The organism is Streptomyces kebangsaanensis (assembly GCF_001906585.1).
Lineage (GTDB): Bacteria > Actinomycetota > Actinomycetes > Streptomycetales > Streptomycetaceae > Streptomyces > Streptomyces kebangsaanensis.
On sequence record NZ_JUJA01000169.1, the window covers coordinates 59768 to 68339 of the forward strand.

The window sequence follows — 8572 nt, forward strand, 5'->3', positions numbered from 1 at the left end:
CCCTGCCGTTCTGCGCCGGCTGCCGTCACACCGTGCCGACGGCGGGTGCCGTCCGTTGCGCCGGACGGACGGCACGACGGACGGACTCCTCAGTCCTCGGCGACCCGGATGATCGTCCGGCCGGCGATGCGCCGCTCAGGGGTGAAGGCAGTGGCCGTTTCGGCCAGCGGCCGCACCGCGCCGACCCGTGCTTTCAGCCGTCCGTCCCTGAGCCGCTGAGCGAGGTCGGCGAGGCGTGCACGGTCGGGTTCCACCACGAAGAAGAGCGCCCGCCCGTCCTTGGGCCGGACGGTGGGCGGGTGGGCGATGGTGACGAGCGTGCCGCCGGCGCGTACGAGTGCGGCCGAGTGGGCGAGGACGTCACCGCCGATCACGTCGAACACCGCGTCGACCTCGCCGGCGTCCTCCAGCCGGTCGGCCGCGAGGTCCAGGAACGCGTGTGCGCCCAGATCGAGGACGGTGTCCCGGTCGGCGGACCGGCCGGTGCCGATCACGCGAACTCCCGCCTCGCGCGCGAGCTGGACGGCGATCGAGCCGACACCGCCCGCGGCGCCGTGGATCAGGACGGTCTGGCCGGTCGTGATCCGCGCGTGGTCGAACAGACCCTGCCAGGCGGTCAGTCCGGAAACCGGCAGCGCGGCCGCCACGGTGTGGTCGATGTCCGCGGGCAGCGGAGCGAGGTTGCGGGCCTCCACGGCGACGTACTCGGCCAGCGAGCCGTTGCGGGTCCAGTCGGTCAGTCCGAAGACGCGCTGGCCGATGGTGGGGCCGGTGGTTCCGTATCCGAGCTCCGCCACGACGCCCGAGACCTCGTGCCCCGGCACGCTCGGAGTGCGGTCGCGGCCGGCCCGGTCGGACCATGTTCCGGGCCAGTCGAGCTCTCCGCGGGTGAATCCCGCGGCATGCACCCGTACGATCACATCGTTTTCGGCGGCGTGGGGATGGGGCAGGTCCTCCAGGGTCAGCCCGCTGACACCGGCGTCGCGGTCCCGGACGGTGATGGCTCGCATGCCTGTTCCTCTTTCTGGTTCCGTGCACGCGCGGGCGACGCCTCGCCGAGGGTTACGATCGTCGCGGCCGCAACCCGTCGCCCACGGGATCATCGCACCGACCCTGGCTTCTTCGAGCTCATTTCAGCTCGGCCAGGGCGCCTCGGTGACGCGCTCGACCATGGTCTTGCGGCGGAAGCCGGGAACGAAGTGCTCCAGTACGTCCGCATTGATGGTTCCGTAGGTGGTGTCCGGACGGTTTTTGAGTCCCTCGACGAATGCCTGCAGAAATTCCTTCTTGAATTCTCCGCGCGGATGTGCGGCAGTGATTTCGTCCACCAGGTCGTCGTTCAGCCTGTCCAGCCCCCAGCCGACCGCGTCGGTCAGGACACCGCAGCTGGTAGCAGCCGTCTCCGGGCCCATCCGGCCAGGAATTCCTGGGGTCGTGTGCAGCGCGATCGCCGTCCAGACCACGTCGGCGGCGCTCTCCGGGAACCCGCGGTCGAGGAGGAACTTCCACGCGTGGTCGGCGCCGTCGAGTTCAAAGCGCTGCTCCGTGGCGGAGTACGGGGTCAAAAGGCCGGTATCGTGAAACATCGCGGATATGTAGAGCAGTTCCGGATCAGGCCGGAGACCGAGCTCCTGTGCGTGGAGGGAACCGAAGAGAAAAACACGCCGGGAGTGGTGGAAGATGAGGGGGCTGCTCTTTTCCCGAAGAAAGCTCGTGGCCTCTGCCACTGCCGCGGTCTCGGGGATCTCCACCCCTGCGATGATGTCGGTCATGATGTCCGCGCTTCCAATGTGGTGTGTGACGAGTGGACAGTGCCTCTGTCTTCCAGGGTGCCGACCGCGTGGCGTGTGCGCAGCCCTGGTCCGGCCACGAACCACTCGAATCCAGACGCCCGAGGAGAGAAAGCATGGCCTCCGACACCCACCACCGGGTCGCAATCCTCGTCTACGACGGGGTGAAACTCCTGGATATCACCGGCCCCGCGCGGCTCGCGACGCGGAGCCGACCGAGAAGATCACCGAAGTCCACGGGACCTCGCGCGGCGGCCACGGAGCCCCGCGCCTCCACGCCGTGTTCCGGCGGGAAGGAACTGCCTGCGGCCGTCGGCGGGTCGCGCGGCTGATGCGCCAGGCCAGGCCGGGCCGGCCGGCCCGGCACCGCAGACGCCGCCACCGCACCACGGTCCCGGACCCGCAGGCCACCGCGCGGCCCGACCTGGTCCTGCGGGACTTCCAGCCCGAGCCGGCCGCGGTCGACCAGCGATGGTGCGGCGACATCACCTGCATCCCGGCCGAGGAGGGCCGGCTGTACCTGGCCACCGTCATCGCCATCGCCTCCCGCCGAGTCGTCGGCCGGGCCACCGCCGACCACCTGCGCACCGGGCTGGTCGCCGACGCGCTGACGGCCGCCTGCCGCGGCCACCGCCCGGCCGGTACGGTCGTGTTCCACTCGGACCGCGGTTGCCAGGGCAGTACACCAGCCGTGAATTCGCTGCTGTCGCCCGTGGCTTCGTGTCCGTCTGTCGGTCGGACGCAGGGGCCGGTGCTGGGACAACGTGCTCGCGGAGTCCTTCTTCGGCACGCTGAAACGGGAAGTGTTCGGCGATCGGCCGTGGCCCGGCCGGGCAGCCGCGCACACCGCGATCTTCGAGTGGAGCGAGAGCCGGGACGACTTGCGGAGGCTGCACAGCAGCCTCGGTCACCGCAGTCCCGCCGAGTGCGAGACCGTCCTCGCGGCCCGACCACCACACCGATGGTGTCCGTCAAAGCGGAACAAGCTCACATGCGGAAGGGGCTGGCTCCCTGGACGGGTCACCAGCCCCTTCCTTTACGACAAGCGGTTCGCGCCGGCCGCGCAGGGCCTGGACCGCGGCCTGGAACCGCTTGCCGAAGTCGTATCGCCCGCAGTCCGGTCCGCGCCACGGACGTAAGGCGGATCAGCCCGCCGACCGGTGCCCGGGCCGGCCCGTCAGCAGGTGCTCGCGGCCGAACATGGACGCCGCGGTCCGTGCGGACGGCGTACCGGCGTCGAGATCCGCACCCGCCTCCCACAATACGGCCACCACCTCGTCCGAGCCCTTGAACAGGGCGCCGGCGATGGGGGCTTGGTCGCGGGCGTTGCGCAGGTCCGGGTCGGCGCCGAGGCGGAGCAGGGCTTGTACCGTGTCGGCATGGCCGTGGTAGGCGGCGAGCATCAGGAGGCTGTTGCCCCCTGCGTCGGTCACGTCGACCGGCAGCCCGTGCTCGACGAACTCCACCAGTTGCTCGGTGCTGCCCTCGCGGGCGAGGTCCATGGCGATGGCCACGACGCGATCCGTCTGCTCAGGAGTCAGTGCACCACTGCTCATGCGTACCTCCTGGTCGTGCGGTTCCGCGGGTCTCTTCGGTACGGCCGCCGGACGGCTGCCGTACCCGCGCCCGGCGTGCGTGCTGGCAGCACGCACGCCGGGCGCGGTTGCGTGGGTGGGGACCCGCGGTGGCCTGAGTGGCCGGGTGGCTCAGAGCTGGCCGGCGGCCAGGGCCTCGATCGCCTTGCGGACACCTTCGCCGTAGGCCGGGTCGGCCTGGGTGCAGTTGGCGATGTGCCGCTCGACGGTCTGCTGCGACGCGCCGTTGATCGCGCGCGCCGTGTTCTCGAAGAGCGCCTGCTGCTGCTCCGGGGTCATCAGCCGGAACAGGTTGCCCGGCTGCTCGAAGTAGTTGTCGTCGTCCTCGCGGAAGTCGAACCGGTCGGCGACCGCGCCCACGGCCTGGCTCGGCTCACGGTAGGCCGGCTGCTCCTGCCAGCGGCCGTACGAGTTGGGCTCGATGCCCGGGGTGGATCCCTGGTTGCCGTCGACCCGCATGGCGCCGTCGCGGTGGTAGGTGTTCACCGGGTTCTTCGCGGCGTTGACGGGGATCTGGTGGTGGTTCACGCCGAGGCGGTAACGCTGGGCGTCTCCGTAGGAGAAGAGCCGGCCCTGCAGCATCTTGTCGGGCGAGTAGCTGATGCCCGGAACCACGTTCGCCGGAGTGAAGGCGGCCTGCTCGACGTCCGCGAAGTAGTTCGCGGGGTTGCGGTTGAGCTCCCACTCGCCGACCTCGATCAGCGGGTAGTCCTTCTTCGACCAGACCTTGGTGAGGTCGAAGGGGTGGAAGCGGTAGTTCTCCGCGTCGGCCTCCGGCATGACCTGGATGAACAGCTTCCACTTCGGGAAGTCGCCGTTCTCGATCGCGTCGTAGAGGTCGCGCTGGTGGGACTCGCGGTCCTTGCCGACGAGGGCCTCGGCCTCGGCGTCGGTGAGGTTCTTGATGCCCTGCTGGGTGCGGTGGTGGAACTTCACCCAGAACCGCTCACCCTCGGCGTTGATGAAGCTGTAGGTGTGCGAGCCGAATCCGTGCATGTGCCGGTACGAGGCGGGAATGCCGCGATCCGACATGACGATGGTGATCTGGTGCAGGGCCTCGGGGAGGTTGGTCCAGAAGTCCCAGTTGTTCTCGGGGTCGCGGAGGTTGGTGCGGGGGTCGCGCTTCACCGCGCGGTTGAGGTCCGGGAACTTCAGCGGGTCGCGGAAGAAGAACACCGGGGTGTTGTTCCCGACCAGATCCCAGTTGCCCTCGTCCGTGTAGAACTTCAGGGCGAAGCCGCGGATGTCGCGCTCGGCGTCGGCCGCGCCGCGCTCACCCGCGACGGTGGAGAACCGGGCGAACAGCTCGGTCTTCTTGCCGACCTCGGAGAAGATCTTCGCGCTCGTGTACCGCGTGATGTCGTGGGTCACCGTGAAGGTGCCGAACGCGCCCGATCCCTTGGCGTGCATCCGGCGCTCCGGAATGACCTCGCGGTCGAAGTGCGCGAGCTTCTCCAGAAACCACACGTCCTGCAGGAGCATCGGACCGCGCGGGCCGGCAGTCAGGGAGTTCTGGTTGTTGGCGACCGGTGCGCCGGCAGCCGTGGTCAACGGCTTCTGGTTGTTCTCGGGCAAAGCTCGCTCCTCGGTGAGTGGTTTGTCGCGTGCGTTCAAGACCCGGCTCCCGGCCGGTCGCAGCCTTGTCCCCGCGGAATCTGTCTCTCGGCGTGGATCATCACCGATCCTACAATGGACGAAGTCCAAGTCAAGTAGGGCTCCAGACGCATATATAGTCTCGATTTGGTCGAACCACTGCTACGCTGACACGTATGAGTGACCTCTTGGAGAGACTTCGGACGCGTGGCTGGCGCCTCACGGCGCAGCGGCGCGTAGTGGCCGAGGTGCTGGAGGGCGACCACGTCCATCTGACCGCGGACGAGGTGCACGCACGGGCGGCACAGAGGCTGCCCGAGATCTCGCGGGCGACGGTCTACAACACCTTGGGTGAACTGGTGAACCTGGGCGAGGTCATCGAGGTCTCGACGGACCACCGTGCCAAGCGCTACGACCCGAACGCGCATCGTCCCCACCATCACCTGCTGTGCGCCCGCTGCGGCGCTATCCGGGATGTGCACCCGGTGGGCAATCCGCTCGCCGATCTTCCGGAGTCGGAGCGCTTCGGCTTCTCGGTGTCCGAGGTGGAACTCACGTACCGCGGTATCTGTCCGGACTGCACGGTCTGACGGACGGAGCCCAGCCGTGTCCCGCCCCGCGCGCCGGCCCGCCCGCGTACCCGCCCGTGAGCAGCGGCCGTACCGGTCAGGCCTCCGCGAGTACCGCCTGGATCACATGACGGGCGTTGGTGGCCATGGCGGGGTTCGCCCCGAGGCGGCAGGCAGCGCGGTCAACGCCTGGGAGAGGGCGTGCCCGCGACCGTGCCGCCAGGTCGCCTCGTCCACGCCGAGCGGCCTCGTGGAAGGCGGGCCGGCCGTCGGCGGAGAGCAGGTTCCACGCCCGGGACACACCGCGGGCAGGACCGCCGACGCCCGAGGACCGATGCTGACAGTTTGCTGACCGCCAGGGGTCAGGAACGGTGCTGACCAGCGAAAATTCATGCAGGGCTCGCTATGTTCCGGAACTGGATCGGACGGTCCCAGGAGGAGATCGTGCAGGCTCGTGAGGACTGGATGACGGGCACGCGGTTCGGCCAGGTGAAGGGGTACGACGGCGCTCCGCTGCCGGCCCCCGGCCGGCTCCTGCGAAAGATCGTCGCCGATCTGTGCGCCCGCGCGGGCGGGCTGCTCCACGACGACGTGGCCCTGATGATCGTGCAGAGGGCCAGGGTGCCCCGGACCGGCTGAGCGGAGCCGAGAAGCCCGGCTCCGCCGGACGTCGCAGCAGATCCTCGATCGTGATCGGCGGCTTCCGCACCCGGCGGCCGGTCGCATGGTGGACGGCGTTCGCGATCGCGGCACCGGCACCGACCCGACCGGTCTCGCCCACGCCCTGGACACCGAGCGGATTCACGACGTCGTCCTCGCCCTCGACCAGTTCGACGTCGGCATCCGGGACGTCCGCGTTGACGGCGACCGGGTATTCCCCCAGGCTCGCGCCGGCCCGGCGCCCGGTGCGCGGGTGCGTGTGGTTGGCCTCCGGCAGCGCCTGGCCGAGGCCCCGGAGCATGCCGCCCATCAGCTGGCTGCGGGCCGTCTTGGGGTTGAGTACCCGGCCGGGAGCGAAGGCCCCGGTCATGCGCCACACCCGGACCAGCCCGAGTTCGGGGCCCACGGCCACCTCGGCGAACTGCGCCCCGAAGGCCGGCACGCGAACTCGGCGCGTCCGCCCGGCGGACTCCATGCGCCGGATGCCTCGGCACCGGGCTGGAAGTCGCGCTGCAGCGGATCGGTATACGAGTCGGAGGCGGTGCCGGCGGTCATCACCCCGTCCCGCACGACCACGTCGACCGGATGGTGGCCGCGGAGACGCGGCGCGGGTCGCCGAGCGGCCGGGCAGGGAAGGGATCGCCCGGCGCGCGGTCGGCGCGTCTATTGGTTGAACCCCGAGCCGCGCTTCCGCCGAGGCACGGGCGCCTCCGCCGCTCCCGAGTACGCCGAGCTGGTCGAGATGCACGAGTGCCGCACCGTCCGCCGGTTGAGTGCCCTGGTCGGGCGGCTGCTGCCGGTGTGACCGGACCGTGCACTCAGTCCGCGCGGCGTGCGGTGAACAGCAGGTACTCCCATTCCAGGACCAGGTTTCCCACGCCCGTGCCCTGATCGTGGCGACCGGCGAGTTCGGCCAAGTCGGCGTCCAGCGAGGCGATGCGCTCGGGGTCGCCGGCGATCGACTCGTAGACGCTGATCGTCGGGCCGTAGCGCTGCTTGAAGTAGTCCCGGAACGCCTCCGGCGTGGCGAAGCGGTCGACCACGACCGTCCGGCGTTCGGCGGTCACGTCGGTGACGCGGTCCCCGAGGAGCGCCCGGACATGCTCCGGGTCTCCCCACAGAGGGGGCGGCTGCGCCCCGGGTGGGGGCGGCGGTGCGTACGGCTTCATCCTGGCCAGCATCCGGCCGATGAACCCGTCGGGCGTCCAGCTCAGCACACCAAGAGTGCCACCAGGCCGGCAGACCCGGAGAAGTTCATCGGCGGCCGTCCGGTGGTGCGGGGCGAACATGACCCCGACGCAGGACAGCACGGTGTCGAAGGCGGCGTCGTCGAAGGGCAGCGCCTCGGCGTCGGCCTCCTGCCACCGCAGTCGCGCCCCCCGTTCCCCGGCCAGCCGCCGCCCGGTCTCCAGCAGTTCGGGCGTCAGATCGGCGGCCACCACGTCCGCCCCGGCCAGTGCCGCCGGGATCGCCGCGTTACCGGTGCCCGCCGCGACGTCCAGCACCCGGTCGCCGGGACGCACCCCGCACGCCTCCACCAGGATCTCCCCCAGCCCCGGAATGAGCTCGGCGGCCACGGACGGGTAGTCGCCCTGGGCCCACATCGCCCGGTGCTTGGTCTTCAACGCACGGTCGGCCTCCGCCGTGTCGATCGCGTTCGTCATGACTGCGCTCCTCGAGAGTTCCTCGCGCGGTTCCATTGCCGCGTCATCGAGCCTAGGAACGCGGTGGCGCCCCGCCCTAGTACAGGATCTGTACCGGCGGACGGTCGCCACGGACCGTTGCCCCTCACCCGGGTGGTCCGGCGTGAACCCGCGGCCTAGTCTGCCGACATGGGGACCACATACGGCCAGTTCTGTCCTGTCGCCAAGGCGATGGAGCTGCTCGACGAGCGCTGGACACTGCTCATCGTGCGGGAGATGGTCACCGGGAGCCGTCACTTCAATGAGCTGCGCCGCGGGGTACCGCGGATGTCCCCCACGCTGCTGTCCAAGCGGCTGCACCGGCTGGTACGGGCCGGCATCGCGGAGAAGCGGACCGAGGGCAAGGCCGTGAGTTACGTCCTGACGCCGGCCGGTGAGGAGCTGCGGCCCGTGGTGGAGGCCCTGGGCGTCTGGGGCACCCGCTGGATCGGTGAGCTCGGGGACGAGGATCTCGACCCCAAACTGCTGCTGTGGGACATGCACCGCAGGATCGACTTCGACACGGTCCCCGAGGGCCGCACGGTGGTCCTGTTCGACTTCCCGGACATGCCCGCGCAGGCACGGAACTGGTGGCTGGTCATCACCCCCGGCGAGGCCGACGTCTGCGACGTCGACCCCGGCCACGCGGTGACGGTTACGTTCACGGCGAGCCTGACCAGCCT

8 protein-coding genes and 3 pseudogenes are annotated in these 8572 nt (G+C 70.1%); 5 read left to right on the forward strand and 6 right to left on the reverse strand.

Features of this window, described 5'->3' with window-relative positions; translation table 11 throughout:
• Positions 1-89 precede the first annotated feature (89 nt).
• Both RH94_RS37665 and RH94_RS37670 read right to left on the reverse strand, forming a co-directional pair.
• Positions 90-1010, reverse strand: a complete 921-nt coding sequence (locus RH94_RS37665; protein WP_073952791.1) for an NADP-dependent oxidoreductase — start codon at positions 1008-1010, stop codon at positions 90-92.
• Positions 1011-1133: 123 nt separating this feature from the next.
• Complete coding sequence (locus RH94_RS37670; RefSeq protein ID WP_073952792.1) at positions 1134-1772, reverse strand: HD domain-containing protein; 639 nt, start codon at positions 1770-1772, stop codon at positions 1134-1136.
• A 16-nt stretch (positions 1773-1788) separates the two neighbouring features.
• Between RH94_RS37670 and RH94_RS46930 the strand changes: the two are divergent.
• Both RH94_RS46930 and RH94_RS45950 read left to right on the forward strand, forming a co-directional pair.
• Positions 1789-2463, forward strand: a pseudogene (locus tag RH94_RS46930) (DDE-type integrase/transposase/recombinase); the annotation flags it as partial.
• Between the two features lie 55 nt (positions 2464-2518).
• The gene (locus RH94_RS45950; RefSeq protein ID WP_407697418.1) at positions 2519-2929 is read left to right on the forward strand and encodes an integrase core domain-containing protein; all 411 of its coding nucleotides are present in this window, start codon (positions 2519-2521) and stop codon (positions 2927-2929) included.
• A 6-nt stretch (positions 2930-2935) separates the two neighbouring features.
• On the opposite strand, the gene RH94_RS45955 is transcribed toward RH94_RS45950, so the two are convergent.
• Complete coding sequence (locus RH94_RS45955; RefSeq protein ID WP_073952793.1) at positions 2936-3346, reverse strand: ankyrin repeat domain-containing protein; 411 nt, start codon at positions 3344-3346, stop codon at positions 2936-2938.
• 150 nt (positions 3347-3496) lie between these two features.
• Positions 3497-4960, reverse strand: coding sequence for a catalase (locus RH94_RS37690; protein ID WP_073952794.1), 1464 nt, complete (start codon positions 4958-4960; stop codon positions 3497-3499).
• 194 nt (positions 4961-5154) lie between these two features.
• Between RH94_RS37690 and RH94_RS37695 the strand changes: the two genes are divergently transcribed.
• Together RH94_RS37695 and RH94_RS37700 are read left to right on the forward strand one after the other, a co-directional pair.
• The gene (locus RH94_RS37695; protein ID WP_073952795.1) at positions 5155-5568 is read left to right on the forward strand and encodes a Fur family transcriptional regulator; all 414 of its coding nucleotides are present in this window, start codon (positions 5155-5157) and stop codon (positions 5566-5568) included.
• 378 nt (positions 5569-5946) lie between these two features.
• Positions 5947-6072, forward strand: a pseudogene (locus RH94_RS37700) (pirin family protein); the annotation flags it as partial.
• 379 nt (positions 6073-6451) lie between these two features.
• Here the strand turns inward: RH94_RS37700 and RH94_RS45965 are convergent.
• Positions 6452-6682, reverse strand: a pseudogene (locus RH94_RS45965) (molybdopterin cofactor-binding domain-containing protein); the annotation flags it as partial.
• A gap of 343 nt (positions 6683-7025) precedes the next feature.
• Positions 7026-7871 (reverse strand): class I SAM-dependent methyltransferase, encoded by an 846-nt coding sequence (locus tag RH94_RS37710; RefSeq protein ID WP_073952796.1) that lies wholly within the window; start codon positions 7869-7871, stop codon positions 7026-7028.
• Positions 7872-8039: 168 nt separating this feature from the next.
• Between RH94_RS37710 and RH94_RS37715 the strand changes: the two genes are divergently transcribed.
• The coding region (locus RH94_RS37715) for a winged helix-turn-helix transcriptional regulator (protein WP_199881153.1) at positions 8040-8572 on the forward strand (533 nt) is incomplete at its 3' end.

Excerpts from the sequence above, each read along its gene's own strand:
- RH94_RS37710 (WP_073952796.1), bottom strand. The coding sequence starts at position 7,871 with ATGACGAACGCGATCGACACGGCGGAGGCCGACCGTGCGTTGAAGACC.
- RH94_RS37695 (WP_073952795.1), top strand. The coding sequence starts at position 5,155 with ATGAGTGACCTCTTGGAGAGACTTCGGACGCGTGGCTGGCGCCTCACG.
- RH94_RS37670 (WP_073952792.1), bottom strand. The coding sequence starts at position 1,772 with ATGACCGACATCATCGCAGGGGTGGAGATCCCCGAGACCGCGGCAGTG.
- RH94_RS45955 (WP_073952793.1), bottom strand. The coding sequence starts at position 3,346 with ATGAGCAGTGGTGCACTGACTCCTGAGCAGACGGATCGCGTCGTGGCC.
- RH94_RS37665 (WP_073952791.1), bottom strand. The coding sequence starts at position 1,010 with ATGCGAGCCATCACCGTCCGGGACCGCGACGCCGGTGTCAGCGGGCTG.